Genomic DNA, 21,507 nt, shown 5'->3' with positions numbered 1-21,507 from the left:
GGTAACACATGATAAATTGCCCTTGGCTTTAGACAGGGGTTTTCAGGAAGCACATATTTTCGGCTTTAGCCGAATATAAAATAGATACCATAAAAGAAAAAACCAGCCCGAAAGCTGGTTTTGTTGTTATTCCTGTGGTTTGTTCATATTACGAATTTGCTTAAGCTTATCCTTCCAGGTTTTAAGCTCTTCGCGGGCACGCTCTATGTTCTTGTTTACTTCTTTTAAGAAAGGGTTTTCGCCCTTACCTTTAGATTTAGAAAAGAACTGAACGTTGTTTTCCAGCTGGAAGATCTCGCCCTGTATCTCATCAATCTTACGCATAATGAACAATTGCTCGTTCTCCAGCCTGCGGGTATCATCGCCATCGGCCATTTGCTCAAGCCTGTTGCTGAATTTAACCATGTCAGTCTCCTTTTTGCTAAGGCTCAGCTTATCAAAAAGGGCATCCAGTATTTTGTTGAATTTACCTTCAATATGCCTCCTTGCCTGCGGTACGCGCCCAAACGATTTCCAATTCTCAATGTGCTTTTTAATCGCATCAAGGTCGGTTTTATGGTCGCCCACAAGTTCAAAATCCTTAAGGCTGTCAAGGTATTCTTTTTTCTTGTCAAACGCCTCTATCTCTTCTTTGTTTGCCTCATTGCGGTTAGCATGAAGCCTGTCAAAATAATGGTTACAGGCAGCTTTAAAGTCTTTCCAAACACTATCAGAGTATTTCCTTGGCACGTGGCCAATGGTTTTCCACTCATCCTGAATTTGCTTCATTACAACTGTAGTACCTTCAAAGTCCTCGCTATCTTTAAGTGCGTTGGCCTTTTCTACAAGCGCCAGTTTACGGTTTAAGTTAGTTTGCTGGTCTTTTTTAATGTCTTTATAAAAGGAGTTCTTAGATGAGTTAAAATTGCGTACAGCGGCTTTAAATGATGCCCAGGTATCCTCATTAACCTCAATAGGCACCTTGCCCGCTTTAAAGAACTCCTCACGAAGTTTCTCTACACGGTCAATTTGTCCCTGCCATGCGTTGTGCGCCGTTATTTTCTCGGCAGCAATAGCATTTATACGGGCAATAATATCTCTTTTATTCTCAAGGTTTTCGTTCTCAAACTCGCGGCTTTTAGCAAACAGCTCTTCGCGTTTATCGTGCAGTTGTTTGGTAAGCTCGCTAAAGCGGTTCCAAAGCTCCTCGCGGTGATCGCGCGATACAGGGCCTATCTCTTCTTTCCAGATCTTATGTAGCGCCTGCAACTCCCGGAAAGCCTTGTTAACATCAGTATCGTTAACCAGTTCTTCAACACGGGTAATGATCTTTTGCTTTTGCTCCAGGTTATGCTTAAAGTCAAGGTCGCGTGCCTCACGGTCTAAATGCAGGTGGTCGTAAAAACGCTCTATATGAAAGTGGAAGTTATTCCAAACGTGGTTGTACTTATCACGCGGAATAGGCCCGGCATTTTTCCAGCGTTCGCGCAGTTCGTTAACCTGTTTAAGGGCATCCTTCATGTTCTCGCCGCCTTCGCTGAGGTTTTTAAGCTCCTCAACAATGGCAAGCCTTTTTTCAAGGTTGCCTTTAAGGTCAGTCTGTAATTTTTTAAAGTGCGAATTTTTCTTGTCCCTGTACTGGTTGTACAGCGCATCAAATTTATTTTTTAGGGGGAAATGGTATTCAAACTCGGTAGTATCGCCATTGTGTTCGTTACTGTACTCGTCTTTTTTCTCCTCTATAAAGTGATTGTATTTATTGTAAAATTCCCTACGCAGTTCTTCCACATGGTTTTTAACCGACATAACTTTCTCTACCACAGCAAACTTTTCAAGCTCCTCGGTAAGTTGTTCCATGCTAAATGCCTCATAGCTTGGCACTTCTTCTTCATGCTCATGGCTGTCGCTGTGCTCAGTATCTTCGGCAGGAGTTTCCTCATTAGCCGTTTCGGCAGCAGGAATTTCTTCTTCTGTAGCTGCTTCTTGTGCAACAGGGGCAGTTTCCGGCTCAGCTACTTCGGGTGCGGCAGGTTCTTCAACAACCTGGGCTTCTGTTTCAGATACTTCTACAGGGGCTTCATTTACAGGAGACTCTGCCTCGGTAACTTCTTCGGCAGCAGGCTTTACATCCTCACGGCCGGCATTAAGCACCTCTTCAGGAGCAAAAGGCAGTTGCCCTTCCGTTTCATGAATCCCGGTAATATCATCAATATCTTCAGGAACATCGTTGTTATCTACAGCTTTATTGTTAGGCAAATAGCCATTTTCAAAATTGCTGCCTGCATCGTTTATGTGGTCTCCATCTGCGTTATGCAGGTTATCATTCTTTTCTTCTAACATTGTATAAATGCTTAAGGGTTTAACTGCTTTATTGCCGAAAGATAGTAAAGGCAGTTTAAAATTCAAAGAAAAACATTAATTTCTATCAGTTTTCTTATTTTTTTGAACAGAAAAATGCGATTTTAATTAAAGGTTATCTAATAATTATTTTTTATTCCAAATTTCCCAAGCCTTCTCAGCCTGGTGTACCAGCATCTTGTAGCCGTTCTTTATGGTAGCGCCATTTTCTTTAGCCAGCCTTAAAAACATTGTTTCTTCGGGGTTATACACCAGGTCGAATGCAATGTGATGCTCAGTAAATAGCGTATAATCAAGGGGCGGACACTCATTCATGTTTGGGAACGTACCCAGTGGCGTGGTATTTATAATGATCTGGTAATCGTTAAAAACATCGGTATTAAGGTCTTCATAAGCATAAATAACTTCGGTTGCTGTGCGGGACACAAAATCATATTCTATCTTTAATTTACGGAGCGCAAATGCCACAGCCTTACTGGCGCCGCCTGTACCCAATATCAGGGCTTTGGTATGGTGTTCCTTTAATAAGGGTTTCAACGCCTTCTTAAAACCGTAATGATCGGTGTTATAGCCCTTGGTCTTGCCTTTTTTAGAAATCGCAATAGTATTTACCGCACCAATAAGCTTTGCATTTTTAGAAAGCGAATCAAGTAGGGGCAGCACCTCTTCCTTATACGGAATAGTAACATTTAGTCCCTTAAGCCCATTAGTGTGCCTTATAACATCGGGCAATTGCTTAATGGTGGGAATATCAAAATTGGTATACGTATAATTTTTGAGCCCTGCTTTGGTAAACTTTTCCGTAAAATAACCCGCCGAGAACGAGTAGCTTATATTGCGGCCCACAAGGCCATAGATCTTTGGTTTCATTAATTAACTGTTACTACGATGGGTACATTGTATAACGACCTTACTTTTTCGCCGTTAAGTTCGCCGGGTTTCCAGTTTGGTGACTGTTTTATGGCAATAAGTGCTTGTTTACCAACACCAAATCCGCCATCACGAAGTAATTTTATATCGGATAATGAACCGTCTCTTTCAACAACAAAACTTATATAGGTTTTTAAATTGCCTTTAGCGCCTACCTCTATATTTTTCCTGTTTATTTTACCATCAACAAATTTTAAAAACTTTGCCATACCTCCCGGAAATTCAGGTTGATCGGTTAGCTTGCCCGAACTGTATATGGGTGGCCCTGACTTGACTTCGGTTACGGGTTTTTCTTTCAAAGGATTTTTTGTTTCCTTGTTTTGTGCATTTGCGGCAAGTACAAAAATAAGGTTAAGCGCAATAAAAAGTACTTTTTTCATGGTTGTAAGGCTTGTAAGATTGGTAAGCCTAAGGTAATAATTTATGGTGAGGTCTTAAAATTATTTTTGTGTAAGTACAAAAATTCTCATAAAAAAATAGCACCGGTTTTACGCGGTGCTACTTAATAAGTATTATTATAAATTATTTCTTTTTATACTTTTCCAAAATTTCCTGCACTAATGGCGCGGCAAATTCGTTAGGGAAAAAATCCTGCAGCAAGGTGTGGTGCTTGTAATTAAGCCTTAAGCCGTTGCTAAGGTGAAACACCCCTTTATCGGTTTCCTGCAGCATAAGGTAGAGGCCGGCAAGGCGGTACTCAATCTCATACTCTTCAGGATAATATTCGCAAGCCTGTAACAAGGTGTTAATGGCCGTATCGTACTCTCCTAAAAACTGAAGTGTATCTACCCAAAACAACCATGTATCTACCTGGTAATCGCCAAACTCTACGGCTTTACGGTACCCTTCCTCTGCCTCTTCATGAAAATGAAGCGCATTGTTAATGGTAGCATAGCGTTTCCAGTACAGTTTGTTCTCGTTATCTATACCGATGGCTTTATTTACATAATAAAGTGCTTTCTGGTAGTTTTTACGACGGATATAAAAGTCGGTGATGGCTATCCAGGCTTTATCTAACAACGGATCTTCGTGCACCGTTTTTAGGTAAAACTTAAGCGCTTTTTCTAAATTGCCAAGGCGCTCGTAACATTTGCCCACACGCAATAATGCGAATGATGTGGGGTCGTCCAGCTCCATAGTAGTATTGTAGCAGGCAATGGCATCTTCCCAGCGTTTAAGCTTTTCTAATGTTTTTGCCTTCTCTAAAAATGCCCCAAGGAAACTGTCGTCTATAAGCGTGGCATAATCAAAAGCACGCAGTGCGCCTTCATAATCTTTAATGGCGTGGTATTGCCTGCCCAGTTGGTGCCAGGCTATTTCGCTATACGGGTTCTTGTCTATAAAGCTGTTTAAAAAGTCTATGGCTTCCAGGTTCTGGTCAAGGAAATCAAAGCAGTAAACAACATTATATAAAGCAGAATGGTCCTCGGTATCTTCTTCCAGGCACTTAATAAAGTTTTCTTTAGCAAGCTCCAGGTTATCCATAAAAAGGTACTCCATACCTATAAGCGAATACACATCGGCAAAATCATCGGTGTATTTAAGGGCAATCTCTAAGTGTTCTACAGCTTTGTCATGCTGGTCTCTCTTACTGTAAATATTTGCTTTTTGAATGTAAATCTCTTCATTTGTTGGCTCAATTGCGTAAAGCTCGTTTAAAAGGCGCTCTGCAACATCAAGCTTATCATCAAAAACTAAAATTTCTACCTGTACTAATTTTAAGCCTGTTGACCTGGGATGTTGTTCCAGGCCTAATTTTAAGGCCTTCTTAGCCAAATTTATTTTTCCGGTATCGAGGTAATGAAGGATGATGTCTTCAAACTCCTCGGAGTCAAAGAAGAATACTTTGTTGGTTTTCAACATCGATTCAAACTTTGACAGGGATAAACTGCGATCTTCTTCTTCGTGGCTCAGATTCATACTCCTTTGTTTAAAATTATCCTTCTTAAAGTTACGAAATGTTTCGGTAAAAAGGAACTAATTCTTATATGTTTTGAACAATTTAATTAACAATTTTTTATGTTATTTATTGTTCCGGGTTATTGTAATTATGCTTTTGCTAAAGTGGGAATGAATTCGATTTGAAACTAATTTATAACTCACATTACTGTGCTTCAACTTGAGACATAACCTCATCCATAACTTCAATAATAATGCCACATCCTTTTATTATTTCATCTTTAGATATTGTTAGGGGAGGGGTTATCCTGATGGCGCGGCCCTCAAACAAAAGCCAAAATAAAATGAGGCCTCTTTTATGGCAGCGAAGTATCACTTCGTTAGTTATATCGGCACTTTCGGTCATGGCGGCAAGCATTAAGCCTTCGCCCCGAACATCTTTAATTAGTGGATGCACAAGCAGGCTGCGGAACAATTTTTCTTTTTCCAGTGCCTGCGCCATAATGTCAGTTTCCAGTATTTCCTGTAGTGTTGCCAGGCAAGCCGCTGCAATTACCGGGTGGCCGCCAAAGGTGGTTATGTGCCCCAGTTTAGGATTGTGGCTCAGCAGGTCCATCATTTCCGGCGAGGCCGTAAAAGCGCCTACGGGCATACCGCCGCCCATGCCCTTACCCATTACAATAACATCGGGTACTACGTCATAATTTTGGAAGCCGAATAATTTTCCTGTACGGCCAAAGCCCGGCTGTATCTCGTCCAGTATCATTACGGCACCAACCTCGGTGCAACGCGCCCGAACTTTTTTAAGGAAATCGTTATGCGGCTGTATAAAACCTGCACCGCCCTGTATGGTCTCTAATATAATACCTGCCGTTTTAGTGGTTATTTTTAAAAGGTCTTCCTCATTATTAAAGGTAATAAAGTCTACATCGGGTATAAGTGGACGAAATATCTGTTTGCGCTCTTCGTGCCCCATAACGCTCATGGAGCCCATAGTATTACCGTGGTAGGCGTGGTGGCATGAAATAAGCTGACTCCTTCCTGTTACACGGCGCGCCAGTTTAAGGGCGCCCTCAGTAGCCTCTGTGCCGCTGTTGGTAAGGTAGGTTTTACTTAGCGGAGCAGGAAGGTTTTCAGCCAAAAGGCGGCAAAATTCTGTAGCAGGATGCTGGGCATATTCGCCATACACCATAACGTGGCTGTATTTGTTAAGCTGGTCTATAATGGCCTGATTTACCCTTTGGTTTTTATGCCCAAGGCTTGCCGCCGATACCCCCGCAACAAAATCAAGGTAGGCGTTATTGTTAGTATCGTATATATAAGAACCCTCGGCATGCGAAACTTCCAGCCCTAACGGGTAGGGCGATGTTTGTGCCTGGTACTTGTAAAAATCGTTGATCATGGTATTGTATTCTTTTAGCTTGTAGGCTGGTATTGTATTTATGGATGCTATTTTTCTACCCTATCCCCGTGACCGTCATTGCGAGGGAGGTACGACCGCGGCAATCTCATTACTCAAAGTGTGAAGTTACATGTCTATTCTATCATTTGGATTGCTTAGTTAGTTCGAGCAACGAGTGAGATTACTGCGTCAATTCGGGCAAAGCCCTCGGGTGCCGCGTTACATTGCATTTCGCTCGCAATGACAGTACGTGAAAAGCCTATTGCCCACTCTTGCCCGCGGTAGCAGGCGCACCAGCCTCCGGCTTGGGCTTTGGTTTAGGGTGGTCTTTATCATAATCCAGGGTTTCCTGCATTATTTCCATCGGTTTGTCTTCCACTTTTTTATCGGCACGGGTTTTCTTTAAAATGGCTTCGTGCAGGTCTTTTTCTTCCTGCGGGAAAATATCATCTTTAGTTTTTATCATTTCGTCGCCCCGCCATACAAAGTTACGCAGCTTTCGCACATTACCGGGCAGGTCGCTTTCCGGATAGCTGGAACTTTCGGGCTTTATCATCGACTGTACCACTACGATCTCATTATTTTCCAGCTCCATATGTATTTTGCTGCTTACACCCTTATCTATACCAATAAGTTCGTTATCATCGCCATACATATAGTAAATTTTCTCTGTGTTCTTTATCAGGTCTACCTCGCTAAGCTTGTTATCTTTAAATTTCCCGTAGAGGTTAACCCCCTTTATCTGGTTAAACTGTTCGGGCTTATCGGGGTAACGGTGTGAAAACAAGGTATCCTTCTGAATAATAAATGCATTGTTGAGCACCTTGAGCGAATCGATCTGTTCGGTCTTGCTATTGCTTATAATGTGGATGACATCTCCCGTAACCTGGCTTTCGCCGTTCCACACCACAGGCCTTTTTATAAGCTGGGTTAACCCTTTGGCTTCATCCGAATGTATGGAGTCGCACTTACCGCTCATATCGGTTTTGTAAAAACGAGCATCGTTATAACCCCTCATGATCCTGAAGCCCGGCTTGCCCGTTACCACCATACGCTTGGCATGGGTGTAAAGCGAATCTTGTTCTACCAGGGTAACCGCCACGGCGTGTTTGGTGATGAAAAGCGAATCCTTAAGTTTAAACACCTCGCCATAATGCCCACGTATATCAAATTTATTTACCGTATCTGTAACGCTTACATTGTTGGTAGCCGATGAAAACTCCCGCTTTCGGTCGTAATAAATGCTGTCGCCTTTAATAAGCTGGGTATCGTACCGTATGTAGGAGTTGGTAAGCAAATGAGCAAGGTTTTTCTTGGTATCGTAAAAACCTTTCTCGGTATAAATAAAGCTGGTCTTACCGGTTATGGTTGTAGGCCCAAAAACGTAGGAGTGGCCTGAGTTGGTATAATAATCCAGGTTGTTGGTTGCCATTACATACTCCGGATTGGTAAGGGTTACGGCTGTCCTGAACTGGTATTTTTTTTGCGGAATTACAAAACGGCCCGATTTGCTTTTAAGCGTGTTTTTATCGTTTACAATGGTTCCGTATGAGTTATAATACGCCTCCTGAATGTTACGGTCAAAATAAACAGTATCCGTGGTAAGGCGTGTATCGGGAGATCGCATGTTTACATTACCGCTGGCAAAAGCAAACTTTTTATTGCCGTTGTATTCGGCGTATTTGCTGTCCATAAAAATGGTGTCGCCCTGGTTCATTTTTACATCGCCAAAGAGTTTTGCATAGTTCTCGGCCTCAAAGTAGTAGACTTTATTGGCAAAAATGCGCACACCATCGTGCAGCAGCTTTACGTTGCCGGTAAGTACCGCAGCACCGGGAACTTCGGTCTCGTCGCGGTTAGTATAGTCGGAATTCTCAATAACAATTGGCTTGTTTTGCTGTGCAGTAGTGGGTACTGCATAAAGTACAAGGCATATAATGATGAAAAAAAGTTTTTTCAAGGCTTACAATTTTGTGGCAAATTTACGGAAAATAGATTACAATAACCGGCCCGCTTTGCATGAAGGTTAAAACGGATAAAATTAATGGAAATTGTTGTTTAGTGATGTGAATTATATTTGGCTAAAGCCAGCAACACTCTTGCTTATTAACCCCTGGCTGAAGCCAGGGGCAACATATGCACTTGATAGGTGTTAAATATAGATTGATTGGATGTAAATATTTTATATTTGGCTAAAGCCAGTTACTCTCGTGCTTTATAAACCCCTGGCTGAAGCCAGTGGCAATACATGCTGTTTCAAATGAATATGCTATGATGAAAGTGTCTTGATTATTCGCCTCACGCTTTTTGCCGCGGGGTAAAGTTTAGCAAAGCGGAGGATTTTATTGTATTGGATTGGATGAGTTGCCCCTGGCTTTAGCCAGGGGTTAAAATAGTTTCTCTTTTTTGGGCTTTAGCCAAATATAAATCATCCTTTAGCCATCAATTCAAACCGACTGATAAATTCATCATATTCTTCTGCAAAGGTTTTTATTTTATGGTGCTCTTCCTGATTAGCAATGTAGTTCCTTACTTTTTCAATGTTTGAATCTGAAATTGACACAGCGAAATAATCATTTTGCCATTCAAATTTTTGTAAGCACAATTTATTTTGATTTATCCAATAAGCGCTTTCTCCTTTTATTAATTGTACTGTTTTGCTCAAAAGTTGTTCAGTACCTAAGGAAAGTAATATATGGCAATGCTCAGCATAGCCGTTAATAAAATCAATATAGATTCCTTTACTCCTTGCATTTTCAAATATATGTTTCCAAACTTTAGCTCTAAGTTCCGGAGTTTTTAGAAAAGGATAACGCTCTTTGGTTGAGAAAACTAAATGTATGTAGATGCGTATGTGAGGCATGTTTAAAATATTTTTCTAAAACTAATATTTTTTCAAAGAATGCGAAAATTATATTTTGCTAATGCCAGCGAGACTCTTGCTTACCCCTGGCTGAAGCCAGGGGTTTATAATAGTTTCCTCTTTTTGGCTTTAGCAAATATAAAAACAGATAATATATTCGGCTAAAGCCAGCTGTACTTGTGCCCTAACCCCTGGCTAAAGCCAGGGGCAACATATACCGTTTGAAATGGATATGCTATAATAAGATTAAGATATGCGGCTAAAGCCAGCTGCATCTATGCTTCATAACCCCTTGCTGAAGCCAAAGGCAATATATTGTGAAAATCCAATAAAAAAAGGCCATTCTTTCGAACGGCCTTTAGTAAATTATTTCATTATTGTTTGTGTCCTGTCGGGACCTACCGAAACTACTTTGATAGGCACTTCGAGTTCATCTTCAATAAACTTAATGTAATCTTTAAATTCAGCAGGAAGCTCATCATAGGTAGTCATACCGGTAAGATCTGCAGCCCAGCCTTTTTTCTCAACATAAATAGGGGTAACATTTTCCGGCTCTATGTTGTATGGGAAATAGTTAGTTTCTTCTCCTTTATATTTGTAGGCAGTACATACTTTAAGGGTTTCAAAACCGCTAAGCACATCGCCTTTCATCATATACAATTGTGTAACGCCGTTAACCTGTACTGCATATTTAAGGGCAACCAGGTCTAACCAGCCGCAACGGCGGGCCCTGCCGGTAACCGAACCGAATTCGTTACCAACGCGCGCCATAGTAGCACCATCTTCGTCGAACAACTCAGTAGGGAACGGGCCGCTACCCACACGGGTAGTGTATGCCTTAAATATACCAAACACATCTTTAACCCTGTTTGGGGCAATACCTAAACCGGTACATGCACCTGCAGCAGTAGTGTTAGATGAAGTTACGAATGGATACGTACCAAAGTCGATATCTAAAAGCGAACCCTGTGCACCTTCGGCAAGAATGGTTTTACCATCTTTCATTGCTCTGTTAAGGTACTCTTCGCTATCAATAAATTGTAGTGATTTAAGAACCTCAATAGCTTCAAAAAATTCAGTTTCAAGCTCTTCAAGATCGTACTCAAGGTCTACGTTATAAAAATCTATCATGGCCTGGTGCTTATCGGCCAGGGCACGGTAGTGGTCTTTAAAGTTATCAAGCTCGATATCGCCAATACGGATACCGTTCCTGCCGGTTTTATCCATATACGTTGGTCCGATACCTTTAAGGGTTGATCCTATTTTTGCTTTACCTTTTGAAGCCTCAGAAGCAGCATCTAAAAGGCGGTGGGTAGGCAGGATAAGGTGTGCTTTGCGCGAAATAAGCAGGCGCGATTTAATGTCGATATTAAATTTTTCAAGGCCTTCCAGCTCTTTTTGAAAAACTACAGGATCCATAACTACACCGTTACCGATGATGTTAACCGAATTTTTGTGGAAAATACCCGATGGTATGGTTCTTAATACGTGTTTTATGCCATCAAACTCCAGAGTGTGGCCGGCATTGGGCCCGCCCTGAAAACGGGCAATAATATCATATCCGGAAGTGAGTACATCAACAATTTTTCCTTTGCCTTCGTCGCCCCACTGTAATCCGAGCAGTAAATCTACGGTCATTCCTTTTTAAGTTTGTTTATATGTTGCGTAAATGTTATAATCTTTTAAAAACAAAAACCAATCCTTATGCAGGGTTGGTTTGCTTAGCCATTGCACAAGCTTTAGAGATTTAACTCCCGGTCTCGGCGGCGGGCTGTTTTTTATTGCCGTAAAGGTATAAAGAATGGTTATGAATTTCAATACCAAAAATCTCTTCTATGGTTTTTTTGATAGATTGTATCCTTGGGTCGCAAAACTCAATAACCTCTCCGGTATCGGTCATAATAATATGGTCGTGCTGCTTATCAAAATACGATTTCTCGTAATGGCTTTGGTTTTGACCAAACTGGTGGCGCCTAACCAGGCCGCACTCTAACAATAACTCTATCGTGTTGTACAGCGTTGCGCGGCTTACACGGTAGTTTTTGTTTTTCATTTTAATATAAAGCGATTCAATATCAAAATGCTCCTGGCTGTTATAAATTTCCTGTAATATGGCGTAGCGCTCAGGCGTTTTCCTGTGGCCTTTGTCTTCCAGGAATTTTGTGAAGACATTTTTTACAATATCCTGGTTTTTATTATTTTCCATGGTTTTTATGAATCAATGTGCAAAGATAAGCTAATTTTTTTGATGTGGAAGATTAGTTGGTTAAATGTGCAGCGCAGGCTAACTATTAAAATTTAGCCACGAATTACACGAATTTTCACAAACCTATTTGATTCAGGAATTCGTTTAATTCGTGGCAAACCTTAATTATTATAAATCCTCGTTACCTTATCTATACCGTCTATCTTTTTAATGTTCTCTATAAGCTTTTTAAGGATGGTATTGTTTTGAACCACCACCGTTAGCTGCCCGTTAAAGATACCGGCGTTACCGCTAAGCGATATGCTCTGGATGTTTACATGCATATTACCCGATATTACCTTGGTAAGCTCATTAGTAAGCCCAAGCGAGTCCATACCCGTGATTTTAAGGGTTGCTTTAAATTCTTCCTGGCTGGAGTCTATCCACTTAGCCTGGATGATGCGGTAAGCGTAGTTGCTTTGCAGGCGGATAGCATTAGGGCAGTCGCGTTTGTGTACCTTAATGCCCTCATTAATAGTCACGAAGCCAAAAACATCATCGCCCGGTATGGGGTTACAGCAGTTGGCCAGTTTATAATCCAGCTTATCTTCGTTCTTTCCAAACACAAGCAGGTCGTAATTACGGCTAAGTTCTTCTTTCTGAACCTGTTCCTGCGGCAGGTTTGGCGTACGCTTAATTTTACCTTTAAAAAAGTTCATAAAGGTATTGCTCTTAAGCGCGGCATAATCTTTAAGCTGCTGGTTGTCTATAGTGCCCACGCCCACGCGGTAAAACAGGTCCAGACTGGTTTTTAGCTTAAAGTAGCTTACCAGTTCGTTTACCGTAGCCTCGTTAAAGGTAATTTTAAGGTGGCGGAGCTTGCGCGTAAGCAGTTCTTTACCGTCTTCGGCAATAAGCTTGGTATTTTCGTTTAATACGTTTTTAATCTTGTTTTTGGCACGGGCCGTGGTAACATAATCCAGCCAGTGCGAGTTGGGCTTTTGGTTTTGAGATGTTATAACCTCTATCTGGTCGCCACTGTTAAGCACATGGTTTAGGGGCACTAACTTGCCGTTAACACGCGTACCCCTTGTACGGATGCCTATCTCGGAGTGGATGCTGAACGCAAAATCCAGCGATGTGGCACCCTTAGGCAGCGATTTTATCTCGCCCTTTGGGGTAAATACATAAATTTCTTTAGCATAAAGGTTCAGCTTAAAGTCCTCCACGAAATCTACGGCATTAGATGCCGAGTTTTCCAGCGCCTCTTTAAGCAGGTTAAGCCAGGTTTCCAGCCCGTGCTCCTCGGTATTGGCACCCTGTTTGTATTTGTAGTGGGCGGCGTAGCCTTTTTCGGCCACCTCGTCCATACGTTCGCTGCGCACCTGTATCTCTACCCAGCGACCTTTGGGGCCCATAACGGTTATGTGAAGCGCCTCATACCCGGTAGATTTAGGCGATGATATCCAGTCGCGCAGCCTGCTTGGGCTTGGGCGGTAATGGTCGGTTACGATGCTGTATATCTTCCAGGCGAGGAATTTCTCGTCGTGCGAATTGGACTTGTAGATAATACGGAGTGCAAACTTATCATACACCTCATCAAAACTCACACCCTGCGCCATCATTTTACGGCGGATGGAGTAGATTGATTTTGGCCTGCCTTTAATGGTGTACTCAATACCCTCGGTGTCTAATGAGGTTTTAAGCACATCAGATATGGCTTTTATGTAGGCATCCTGTTCTTCCTTGGTTTCCTTCATTTTACCTAAAATGTCGTTATACACGGCAGGTTCGGTATACTTAAGGCCAAGGTCTTCCAGTTGGTTTTTAATGTTATACAGCCCAAGGCGGTGGGCCAGGGGGGCGTAGATGTATAAGGTTTCCGATGCTATTTTGGCCTGTTTGTATTCGGCCATGCTTTCCATTGTCTGCATGTTGTGCAGTCGGTCGGCCAGTTTTATCAGGATAACCCTAACATCATCGTTAAGCGTAAGGAGCATTTTACGGAAGTTTTCCGCCTGCATCGATATTTCCTGGTCGGTCTTAACCTGTGCAATTTTGGTAAGCCCCTCTACAATTTGTGCGATCTTGGGGTTAAACATCTTTTTGATGTCTTCTACCGTAATATCGGTATCCTCAACTACATCGTGCAATAATGCCGACGCGATAGAGGTTGCACCAAGCCCAATTTCTGAGGCTACGATCTTAGCCACAGCAATAGGGTGGAAGATGTAGGCTTCGCCCGATTTCCTCCGCTGGTCTTTATGGGCATCTACCGCCACATCAAATGCCTTACGTATCAGTTTCTTATCGTCTTCTGACAGTGTTTGGTAGCTAATGCGCAGTAATTCCTTATATTCTTTGGCAATTGCCTTGTTTTCCTGTTCTATATCAATTTCAACCATATCATCTTTCATGTGCTTTAAAAGTACGTAAAGTTTTTATGAAATGCAAGTGTTTTGCAATGCCAGCGCGATGGTTTTTACAGAAAACAAAAAGGGTCCGGAAAAATTTCCGAACCCTTTTGAAATCATTTTATCATTAACTATTAATGTAGCCCACCCGAAGCGCTAATGCGTTCGCCTGTGAGCCAAGCAGAATCATCTGATGCAAGGAAGGTTACCACACGGGCAATATCATCGGGCTGGCCCGCGCGTGCCAGTGGGGTATTTGCAATGATACTTTTCTCGAAATCAGTGCCTTTAATACCGGCAGTTTCTACACCTTCGGTTTCTGTAAGGCCGGGGGCAACTACGTTTACACGTATATTTCTTGGGGCAAGCTCTATGGCCAGTTCTCTTGTAAGGGTATCTAACGCACCTTTTGTAGAGGAGTATATGGCGCTGTTAGGGCCGGGGCTAACACTTACTACAGAGCTGATGTTAATAATGTTACCGCCACTTTCAGGGAAATGTTTTAAAGCCTCCTGTGTGGTTAATATAGGGCCGTATACGTTGATGCTGAACTGGTTGTTAAACTCTTCTAACGTAATGTCTTCTACAGCGTCAAATTTATAAACACCGGCGTTGTTTACCACGATGTCTACTTTGCCAAAGGCTTCTTTGGTTTCGTTAAAAATACGCTTTACTTCATCCGCATTACTAACAGATCCCTGTACCGCTATAGCACGCCCACCATCTGATGTTATTTGTGCCACAACTTTATCGGCACCCTCGCGGCTGCTGGCATAATTTACCGCTACGGCTGCACCTGCAGCGGCTAAACTTTTTGCTATACCGGCACCAATTCCTTTAGATGCGCCGGTTACTATGGCTACTTTGCCTGTTATTCCTGAACTCATTTTTGTTACAGATTATTTTATTAATAGATATATTTAAATATATCGATACATAAATTTAAAAAAATAGCGCTACTGCCCGCCACTAAATAATTTAATTTACCGAAATATTACCTGACAAATGTACTAAATATATTGATATATTTAAATTTATCTATGTTTTTTTATATTACGTAAAGGCCTAAATGTTGCAGGTATTTTGCAAAATGTTCTTTATCAATAGTGTAACTCATGTTGCGGCCATCTTTACACGGAATTATAAGCCCGGCATCTACAAGTTGTTTTACGTGATGCGATATAGAAGGTTGCGCCAAATTAAGCATACCCGTAATGTTAGAACATTGCAGGGAGCAATTTTTTTTAATTTCCTCTAATATTTTAAGGCGGTTAGGATCGCCCAGGGCTTTAGATATGCGCTCAATTTCTTTAGGTGTCATAATTGTATTGAAAAATGCAAATTTATCAATTTAATTTTAAGCAACCTAACGCGTTAACTTTTGTGTGTCGAACAGAAATGCTGATAGCAGTAATTAAAAACCCTCCTGATTAGAGGAGGGCATTATCGTAATCCATTATAATATGTTATTTTATGGAATTCATTATTCCCCTAAAAAATTGTATGCCACCAAATACTATGGCACCCCAGGCTACCACATACCTGCCGCCGCCCGAAGCTGCCGACATTGTTACTGCGGTTACAATTATGCCCCCAAACATCCATAAACCACCCCAAAGCATATCTTTTTTTGCTTTAGACGATTTTACATTTTCAATTTGTGCCTCAATATTGTAAACAACATTCTCTGCACTTGCTTCGTCAAGGCCCTCTGCCATTAAAGATTGTTTTACCTCGTAAGCGTTTTTGTTTTGTGTTACCAGCATTTGTGCTGCCAGTGCATGAGCGCGATTAGAATCGATAGGTTGGGGTAAAGTGTTTTCCATTTAACTTTTTTTTAAGAAGCTAAAATAAATATTTTTTTGAATTATTTGCTGAAATCCAAATAATTATGTCTTACTGCCTATTACTTAGAAATTCTTTTAACCCCTCATAACTATCTACCGCGATAGTTTTCTTTTCGCCATTCATAACCGTTATAATCTGTTCGGGAATGGTAATCTCAATATTCAGGTTGCTGGTAATGCTATCAGCAAACTTAACCGGGTGGGCGGTTTCTAAGAATACGCCGGTAAAGTCCGGATTTTCAGAAAGGTATTTTTTAAGTCCCAAATACCCGACGGCACCATGCGGGTCGGCCAGGTAACCGTTTTCATTATACAATTTTTTTAGCGTGGCAATGGTTTGTTCATCCGTAAAACTATAGGTGCTGAGCCCGCTATTCAATGCACCAAACTCGTTACGGAAAAGCTCCAATATGCGTACGAAGTTGCTTGGGTTGCTTACATCCATAGCGTTAGAGAGCGTTTCTATAGTTTGCTGTGGTGTGTATTGCTGCGTATCCATATAGCGCGGTACGGTATCGTTAGCATTTGTAGCCGCTATAAAGTGACCTATCGGAAGGCCAATTTTATGAGCCATCATACCTGCGCAAATATTGCCGAAGTTTCCGCTGGGTACGGCAACAGCCAGTGGCTTGCCCTTTGCTTTAAGTGCTTTGTATGCAAAAAAGTAATAAAACATCTGCGGCAGCCAGCGCGCTATATTTATAGAGTTGGCCGATGTTAATCTCACATCCTTAAGTGCATCATCTAAAAAGGCTTTTTTAACCATGTCCTGGCAATCGTCAAAGCTGCCCTGCACTTCGAGGGCGGTAATGTTCTGCCCAAGTGTTGTCAGTTGTTTTTCCTGCACATCGCTTACTTTGCCGCTTGGGTAAAGTATAACCACATCTATACCCTCTACACCTAAAAAGCCACTGGCTACGGCGCCACCTGTATCGCCCGATGTGGCTACCAGTATGGTTATTTTTTTATCGGCATCGTCTTTAGTAAAATAATTAAGGCAACGCGACATAAAGCGGGCACCTACATCTTTAAAGGCCATAGTAGGGCCATGAAACAGTTCTAACGCGAATATATCTTTTTCCACTACTACTAACGGGAAGGGGAACGACAGTGTTTCTTCCACTATCTGCCTTAGCTTCTCTTCCGGAATTTCATCGCCTATAAAAGGGGCAATGGCGCGGTAGGCAATCTCGTTATCGCTGTAGTTTTCTATGTTAGCTATAAAGTCGGTATCCAGTTGCGGAATGCTTTCAGGAAAGTACAGGCCTTTATCCTGTGCTATACCGGTTATAGCGGCCTCTTTAAAACTTACTTTTATGTTGGGGTTGTTTAAGCTGTAGTATTTCATTAATTGATATGAGATTTTAAGTACATTTCGGGGGTAAATATGGCAAGGCTGCTTTTTTGGTAATCTTTTACATTGCGTGTAATAATAGCTGTTATTTTGCCATTTGCCACAGCGGAGAAATTTTGCAAAGCATCTTCAAAGTCCGCAAAATCAGAGTTGAGCGCTTCAATTATATTCTTTTTATTAATTTCTACTACCTCTATAATTTCTAATAAATTATTTAAGCCATGCTTTACCTCATTTTTGCTGTAGGTCTTTCTTAAAATATAATAAATGTTTGCAATAATAACAGGAGTGATATAGCCTTTTACTTTGTTGTTTGCACATAAAGTAAGGATTTCTGTTGAAATTTTTGAAAATGGTTTGCGATCAAGCAATATGTCTAAAATAACATCGCTATCAATAAGTACATGCTCCATTACAGGTATTTTTTTTCAAGCCGTTTCATACGTTCCTCTTTATAATCAATGTCCCCTACATTTTTAAATGCCCCCTTTAAAGATTTTACAATAGGTGGAAGCTCTTCATCCTTATCTTCAACCTTATTTTTGGTAATCGATTTTAGATAATTTTCAATAATGTCCGAAAGGCTCCTGTTTTGCTGTTTGGCAAAATCTTTGGCTCTTTTAATAACGTCTTCTTCTATTGTTAATGTCAGCTTTGTATTCATGATAATATGATTTATAACAAAGATACAAATTAAAATTACACGTATTAAATTTTTGTAATTTACACGTGTAAAAATTTATAAAATCTTAATTCCTATAGGATTTATTGGCGATATATGCACCTCAAAAGGTACACTGGTTTGTTGCATTACGGATGCAAAGGCTTCGGCGGCTTTACGGGCTGTCGCCTCGCCGCGGGATAGTGCAAATACCGATGGCCCCGACCCGGATATGCCGCCACCCAAAGCGCCTGCGTGTATGGCGGCTCCTTTAAGTTCGGCAAATTTTGGAATAAGGATAGACCTAACGGGTTCTACCAGCTCGTCGTGTAGGCAGCGGCCTATCAGGTCGTAATCCTGAGTGTAGAGTCCGCTAATCAACCCACCCAAATTACCGCATTGTATGGTGGCTTTTTTAAGGCTGATATTTTCTTTGAGTACTGACCGGGCATCTTTTGTCTTTAACTCTATTTGCGGATGTATAACCGTAACATACAATTCCGGCGGGGCGGTTATGGCAATAACATCTAACGGGTCGTAACTGCGCACCAGCGTAAATCCGCCCAAAAGGGCAGGGGATACGTTATCGGCATGCGGGCTCCCGCTGGCTAAAGCTTCGCCCTGCATAGCGAAATAGATGAGTTCTTTATCAGTCAGCGGGCTGCCCAGTAATTTATTAATGCCGTACACCGCACCCGCAGCACTGGCGGCACTGCTGCCTATACCGCTGCCTGCTTTTATGTTCTTGGTTATCTTAATATCAAAACCGCAATTGGGCAGCAGGTGGTGCAGTAGCGAAAGCGCTGCCACACCGGCCACATTCTTCTCGACTTCCATGGGCAGGTTGGCGCCAATAATATCGGTAATGCGGATGCCTATCCTGTCGGTCTTAGTAATGGTCATTTCATCACCCACACTTTCAAGGCACAGCCCAAGCACATCAAACCCGCAGGAAACATTGGCTATAGTAGCAGGGCAAAATAATTGTATCTCGTTCATTACTAAATGATCTGTTTTTGACACGAATTTCACGAATTTTCACAAATTAAATTCGTGTGAATTCGTGAAATTCGTGTCTTTTAAAAAATTACTTGTTCCCTATCCTGATTATGTCGGCAAAAATACCCGATGCCGTTACTGCCGCACCGGCACCCGCACCTTTAATAAGCAGGGGCTGATCTACATATCGATCGGTATAAAAAAGTACAATATTGTCTTTACCCTCTAAATTATAGAACGGGTGGTCTTTAGGGATAAACTGCAGGCCAACATTGGCTTTGCCATTCTCGAACGAGGCCACAAATTTAAGGCGGCTACCCTCGGCTGATGCCTTTGCATACAACTCGTTAAAATGGGCAGCGTGTGTGGTAAGCGAGTCGAAAAAATCGTCGACACTGGCAGTGTCAAGGCTTTGCTGCGGCAGGAATGAACGGTTCTCTATATCGTCAATTTCCATTTCGTAACCGCTTTCGCGGATAAGAATTACCAGTTTACGCTTCACGTCGATACCGCTAAGGTCTATTTTCGGGTCGGGTTCGGTATAGCCCTCGGTCTGCGCCTGTTTCACTACGTCATAAAAAGTAGTGCTCTCGTTAAAATTATTAAAGATAAAATTAAGGCTGCCACTAAGCACTGCCTGGATTTTATGCACCCTGTCGCCACTGGCTATCAGGTTTTTAAGCGTGTCGATAATCGGAAGGCCGGCACCCACATTGGTCTCGAACAAGAACGGGGCATTGTACTGGCGACTTAGGTTTTTAAGCAGTTTGTAATTTTCATATTCAGATGAGCAGGCCACCTTGTTGCAGGTAACCACGGCAATACTGTTCTTTAAATACTGGGCGTAGGTAGCAGCAACCACATTGCTGGCCGTGTTGTCTACAAAAATACTGTTGCGCAGGTTAAGCTGCTTAATCGCGGCAATAAAGCCATCGGTAGTGGTAGGTTCGCCGGTTTCCAGTGCGGTTTTGTAGTTGTTGAGGTCGATACCTTCTTCTTCAAAATACATTTTACGGGAGTTGGAAAGGCCGGCTATACGAACGTTAATCCTCAGATTATCTTTAAGGTAGGCGTACTGCGACTTAATTTGGTCTAAAAATTTTTCGCCCACGTTGCCCACGCCCATAACAAACAGGTTAAGCTGCACGGTAGCATCTTCAAAAAAGGTTTCGTGCAGAGTATTCAGGGCTTTTTTAACGTCTCTGCTATCAATAACGGCAGATATATTACGCTCTGATGCGCCCTGTGCAATAGCGCGAATGTTGATATTATTCTTACCCAGCGTGCTGAACATGCGTCCGCTTAAACCCTGATGGTTCTTCATATTTTCGCCCACCACGGCAATAATAGACAAACCATTTTCTATAATGGCAGGGTATATTTTAAGTTGCCTGATTTCGAAATCAAATTCGGCATCAATGGCGGCTTTGGCTTTTTTAGCCTCTGCATCCACAATTCCTAAGCAAATACTGTGTTCAGACGATGCTTGTGTAATGAATATAACGTTGATATTCTCTTTACTAATAACCTCAAACAGGCGTTTCGAAAATCCGGCAACACCCACCATACCGGGGCCTTCCAGCGTAATAAGCGTAATATCATCTACGTTACTGATGCCGCGAATAGGGTTCTGGCTCTTAACCTCGGGCACTTTGCTAATGGTGCTGCCGTGGGCTTCGGGCTCAAAAGTGTTTTTTATATGCAGGGTTATATCCTTGGTCAGGATAGGCTGAATAGTAGGGGGGTATAGCACTTTGGCACCAAAGTGTGAAAGCTCCATAGCCTCTTCAAAAGTTATGTAGGGTATCGGCTCGGCCTGTTTAACCAGTTTGGGGTTGGCGGTATAAATACCGTTAACATCGGTCCATATCTCTAACGACGGTACATTAAGTGCAGCGGCAATAATAGCAGCGGTATAATCGCTTCCGCCACGCCCCAGCGTAGTGGTATAACCGTCGCCCGATTGAGCTATAAAGCCCGGCAGCACGGTAATATCGTTTTTATTTTCGGCAAAATAACCTGCAATCAGGCTATTGGTCAGTTCAAAATTAACCACGGCCTTACCAAAACGGCTGTTGGTTTTAATCAGCTCGCGGCTGTCGGCTAATACGGCATCTTCGCCATGGCCTTTTAACACTTCAGATATGATGTAGGATGATAGTACTTCGCCAAAAGAAAGTATCAGGTCTTTAGTACGTTCAGATAATTCCCCTAACAGGTAGCAACCGTCTAAAAGTGTCTCCAGGCGGTTTAATTCGCGCTTGGCATGGCTAAGTACCGAACTTTGTTCTGTGGCCGGCAAAAGCGTTTTAATAACCTCCAGATGGCGTTCTTCCAGTTGTTGTAGTACAGGCTTGTAATCTTCATTTTTTTCGGAGGCGTTAATGGCTGCTGCAAGTAGCAGATCGGTAACCCCGCCAAGGGCCGAAACTACCACGACTACAGGCGCTTCCTGTTTTTTTTGTTTGATTATGGTTATACAACGGGCTATATTTTGGGCATTAGCTACAGATGTTCCGCCAAATTTAATGATGTTCATACACGGTTGGTTTATGGTAAAGATAGATTTTTGACACGGATGTTTATGCTATTTTCTGTTAAGAAAATAACCCTTAA

At 42.0% G+C, this 21,507-nt stretch carries 18 protein-coding genes; all 18 read right to left on the bottom strand.

Going from position 1 to position 21,507, the window contains the following annotated elements; genetic code table 11:
• Positions 1-126: 126 nt before the first annotated feature.
• Positions 127-2,319: a DUF349 domain-containing protein gene (locus tag FMM05_RS01835; protein ID WP_143371630.1), complete on the bottom strand. Its 2,193-nt coding sequence runs from the start codon at positions 2,317-2,319 to the stop codon at positions 127-129.
• 144 nt (positions 2,320-2,463) lie between these two features.
• The gene (locus FMM05_RS01830) at positions 2,464-3,207 is read right to left on the bottom strand and encodes a shikimate dehydrogenase family protein (RefSeq protein ID WP_143371629.1); all 744 of its coding nucleotides are present in this window, start codon (positions 3,205-3,207) and stop codon (positions 2,464-2,466) included.
• Complete coding sequence (locus tag FMM05_RS01825; RefSeq protein ID WP_143371628.1) at positions 3,207-3,647, bottom strand: energy transducer TonB; 441 nt, start codon at positions 3,645-3,647, stop codon at positions 3,207-3,209. Before FMM05_RS01825 ends, FMM05_RS01830 begins: the two co-directional genes overlap by 1 nt.
• A gap of 142 nt (positions 3,648-3,789) precedes the next feature.
• Complete coding sequence (locus tag FMM05_RS01820; RefSeq protein ID WP_143371627.1) at positions 3,790-5,187, bottom strand: tetratricopeptide repeat protein; 1,398 nt, start codon at positions 5,185-5,187, stop codon at positions 3,790-3,792.
• Positions 5,188-5,371: 184 nt separating this feature from the next.
• On the bottom strand, positions 5,372-6,568 hold the full coding sequence (locus FMM05_RS01815; RefSeq protein ID WP_143371626.1) for an aspartate aminotransferase family protein: 1,197 nt from the start codon (positions 6,566-6,568) through the stop codon (positions 5,372-5,374).
• Between the two features lie 259 nt (positions 6,569-6,827).
• The gene (locus FMM05_RS01810) at positions 6,828-8,528 is read right to left on the bottom strand and encodes an OstA-like protein (protein WP_143371625.1); all 1,701 of its coding nucleotides are present in this window, start codon (positions 8,526-8,528) and stop codon (positions 6,828-6,830) included.
• A gap of 468 nt (positions 8,529-8,996) precedes the next feature.
• On the bottom strand, positions 8,997-9,431 hold the full coding sequence (gene tnpA / locus FMM05_RS01805; protein WP_143371624.1) for an IS200/IS605 family transposase: 435 nt from the start codon (positions 9,429-9,431) through the stop codon (positions 8,997-8,999).
• A gap of 366 nt (positions 9,432-9,797) precedes the next feature.
• A complete protein-coding gene (locus tag FMM05_RS01800) occupies positions 9,798-11,069 on the bottom strand; it encodes an adenylosuccinate synthase (RefSeq protein WP_143371623.1) in 1,272 nt (423 codons plus the stop codon).
• 109 nt (positions 11,070-11,178) lie between these two features.
• The gene (locus tag FMM05_RS01795; protein ID WP_143371622.1) at positions 11,179-11,637 is read right to left on the bottom strand and encodes a Fur family transcriptional regulator; all 459 of its coding nucleotides are present in this window, start codon (positions 11,635-11,637) and stop codon (positions 11,179-11,181) included.
• A gap of 161 nt (positions 11,638-11,798) precedes the next feature.
• On the bottom strand, positions 11,799-14,021 hold the full coding sequence (locus FMM05_RS01790; RefSeq protein ID WP_143371831.1) for a RelA/SpoT family protein: 2,223 nt from the start codon (positions 14,019-14,021) through the stop codon (positions 11,799-11,801).
• 143 nt (positions 14,022-14,164) lie between these two features.
• Positions 14,165-14,917 (bottom strand): SDR family NAD(P)-dependent oxidoreductase, encoded by a 753-nt coding sequence (locus FMM05_RS01785; RefSeq protein WP_143371621.1) that lies wholly within the window; start codon positions 14,915-14,917, stop codon positions 14,165-14,167.
• 161 nt (positions 14,918-15,078) lie between these two features.
• On the bottom strand, positions 15,079-15,351 hold the full coding sequence (locus FMM05_RS01780; protein WP_143371620.1) for an ArsR/SmtB family transcription factor: 273 nt from the start codon (positions 15,349-15,351) through the stop codon (positions 15,079-15,081).
• A 145-nt stretch (positions 15,352-15,496) separates the two neighbouring features.
• Positions 15,497-15,856, bottom strand: a complete 360-nt coding sequence (locus FMM05_RS01775; protein WP_143371619.1) for a hypothetical protein — start codon at positions 15,854-15,856, stop codon at positions 15,497-15,499.
• 70 nt (positions 15,857-15,926) lie between these two features.
• Positions 15,927-17,225 (bottom strand): threonine synthase, encoded by a 1,299-nt coding sequence (gene thrC / locus FMM05_RS01770; RefSeq protein WP_143371618.1) that lies wholly within the window; start codon positions 17,223-17,225, stop codon positions 15,927-15,929.
• The gene (locus FMM05_RS01765; protein WP_143371617.1) at positions 17,225-17,644 is read right to left on the bottom strand and encodes a PIN domain-containing protein; all 420 of its coding nucleotides are present in this window, start codon (positions 17,642-17,644) and stop codon (positions 17,225-17,227) included. The genes thrC and FMM05_RS01765 overlap by 1 nt, the downstream gene beginning before the upstream one ends.
• Positions 17,644-17,895: a DUF6364 family protein gene (locus tag FMM05_RS01760; RefSeq protein WP_143371616.1), complete on the bottom strand. Its 252-nt coding sequence runs from the start codon at positions 17,893-17,895 to the stop codon at positions 17,644-17,646. Before FMM05_RS01760 ends, FMM05_RS01765 begins: the two co-directional genes overlap by 1 nt.
• A 75-nt stretch (positions 17,896-17,970) precedes the next feature.
• Complete coding sequence (locus tag FMM05_RS01755; protein ID WP_143371615.1) at positions 17,971-18,891, bottom strand: homoserine kinase; 921 nt, start codon at positions 18,889-18,891, stop codon at positions 17,971-17,973.
• Between the two features lie 88 nt (positions 18,892-18,979).
• Positions 18,980-21,430 carry a bifunctional aspartate kinase/homoserine dehydrogenase I gene (gene thrA / locus FMM05_RS01750; RefSeq protein ID WP_143371614.1) on the bottom strand — a complete coding sequence of 817 codons (2,451 nt, stop codon included), beginning with the start codon at positions 21,428-21,430 and terminating at the stop codon, positions 18,980-18,982.
• Between the last annotated feature and the right edge of the window lie 77 nt (positions 21,431-21,507).

It is taken from the genome of Flavobacterium zepuense (assembly GCF_007097145.1).
GTDB lineage: Bacteria > Bacteroidota > Bacteroidia > Flavobacteriales > Flavobacteriaceae > Flavobacterium > Flavobacterium zepuense.
This window is presented reverse-complemented; position numbering and strand designations above follow the sequence as displayed.

What these genes read in the sequence shown, in the direction of transcription:
- FMM05_RS01780 (WP_143371620.1), bottom strand. Translation starts at nt 15,351, where the DNA reads ATGACACCTAAAGAAATTGAGCGCATATCTAAAGCCCTGGGCGATCCT.
- FMM05_RS01790 (WP_143371831.1), bottom strand. Translation starts at nt 14,021, where the DNA reads ATGGTTGAAATTGATATAGAACAGGAAAACAAGGCAATTGCCAAAGAA.
- FMM05_RS01755 (WP_143371615.1), bottom strand. Translation starts at nt 18,891, where the DNA reads ATGAACGAGATACAATTATTTTGCCCTGCTACTATAGCCAATGTTTCC.
- FMM05_RS01800 (WP_143371623.1), bottom strand. Translation starts at nt 11,069, where the DNA reads ATGACCGTAGATTTACTGCTCGGATTACAGTGGGGCGACGAAGGCAAA.
- FMM05_RS01820 (WP_143371627.1), bottom strand. Translation starts at nt 5,187, where the DNA reads ATGAATCTGAGCCACGAAGAAGAAGATCGCAGTTTATCCCTGTCAAAG.
- FMM05_RS01830 (WP_143371629.1), bottom strand. Translation starts at nt 3,207, where the DNA reads ATGAAACCAAAGATCTATGGCCTTGTGGGCCGCAATATAAGCTACTCG.
- FMM05_RS01785 (WP_143371621.1), bottom strand. Translation starts at nt 14,917, where the DNA reads ATGAGTTCAGGAATAACAGGCAAAGTAGCCATAGTAACCGGCGCATCT.
- FMM05_RS01775 (WP_143371619.1), bottom strand. Translation starts at nt 15,856, where the DNA reads ATGGAAAACACTTTACCCCAACCTATCGATTCTAATCGCGCTCATGCA.
- FMM05_RS01825 (WP_143371628.1), bottom strand. Translation starts at nt 3,647, where the DNA reads ATGAAAAAAGTACTTTTTATTGCGCTTAACCTTATTTTTGTACTTGCC.
- thrA (WP_143371614.1), bottom strand. Translation starts at nt 21,430, where the DNA reads ATGAACATCATTAAATTTGGCGGAACATCTGTAGCTAATGCCCAAAAT.
- FMM05_RS01795 (WP_143371622.1), bottom strand. Translation starts at nt 11,637, where the DNA reads ATGGAAAATAATAAAAACCAGGATATTGTAAAAAATGTCTTCACAAAA.
- FMM05_RS01765 (WP_143371617.1), bottom strand. Translation starts at nt 17,644, where the DNA reads ATGGAGCATGTACTTATTGATAGCGATGTTATTTTAGACATATTGCTT.
- tnpA (WP_143371624.1), bottom strand. Translation starts at nt 9,431, where the DNA reads ATGCCTCACATACGCATCTACATACATTTAGTTTTCTCAACCAAAGAG.
- FMM05_RS01815 (WP_143371626.1), bottom strand. Translation starts at nt 6,568, where the DNA reads ATGATCAACGATTTTTACAAGTACCAGGCACAAACATCGCCCTACCCG.
- thrC (WP_143371618.1), bottom strand. Translation starts at nt 17,225, where the DNA reads ATGAAATACTACAGCTTAAACAACCCCAACATAAAAGTAAGTTTTAAA.
- FMM05_RS01835 (WP_143371630.1), bottom strand. Translation starts at nt 2,319, where the DNA reads ATGTTAGAAGAAAAGAATGATAACCTGCATAACGCAGATGGAGACCAC.
- FMM05_RS01760 (WP_143371616.1), bottom strand. Translation starts at nt 17,895, where the DNA reads ATGAATACAAAGCTGACATTAACAATAGAAGAAGACGTTATTAAAAGA.